The following is a 408-nucleotide window of genomic DNA, read 5'->3' as shown; positions in this document are numbered from 1 at the left end:
GCCGGGCTCGGCCGCCTGACCGGCCCCGGCCGCGGCTGCCTGAGCCTCGACCTGGCCGGCGCCCGTACCGACGGGGTCACCCGCTGGGGCCTCGGCGGCCTCGGCCGGTACCGGAGGTGTCGTGTGGCTGGTCTCCGCCGTCACGCCGGTCGCGACCGCTTGGGCCGGGCCCGTCGGTTCCGCTGCCGGCTCCGCTGCCGTCGGCACCGCCGCCGTCGGAACCGCCGCCGGAATAACCGTTTCCGCAGGCGCCGCCCCGGCGCTCACCGGGGCCTGGCTCGTGGCCGGCACGCCCCAGGGGGCGGCGGGCTGCGCGGGCATCTCGGCGGGCCGGTGGCCGTCGAGGTACTCGGGGCCCGCTGCGGCCGGCGCCGGCTGGCGCACGGGCGCGTCCGCCGGACCGCGGTC

The 408-nt window shown here is 81.4% G+C and carries 1 pseudogene; it reads right to left on the bottom strand.

Annotated features, from left to right (window positions below):
- Window positions 1–384 (bottom strand): annotated as a pseudogene (locus GTY56_RS21430) (hypothetical protein); the annotation flags it as partial.
- Between the last annotated feature and the right edge of the window lie 24 nt (window positions 385–408).

It is taken from the genome of Streptomyces sp. SID5643, from assembly GCF_009872555.1.
Taxonomy (GTDB): Bacteria; Actinomycetota; Actinomycetes; order Streptomycetales; family Streptomycetaceae; genus Streptomyces; species Streptomyces iakyrus.
Note: the sequence above shows the minus strand (reverse complement) of the source record. Positions and strands in the feature narration are given on the sequence as shown.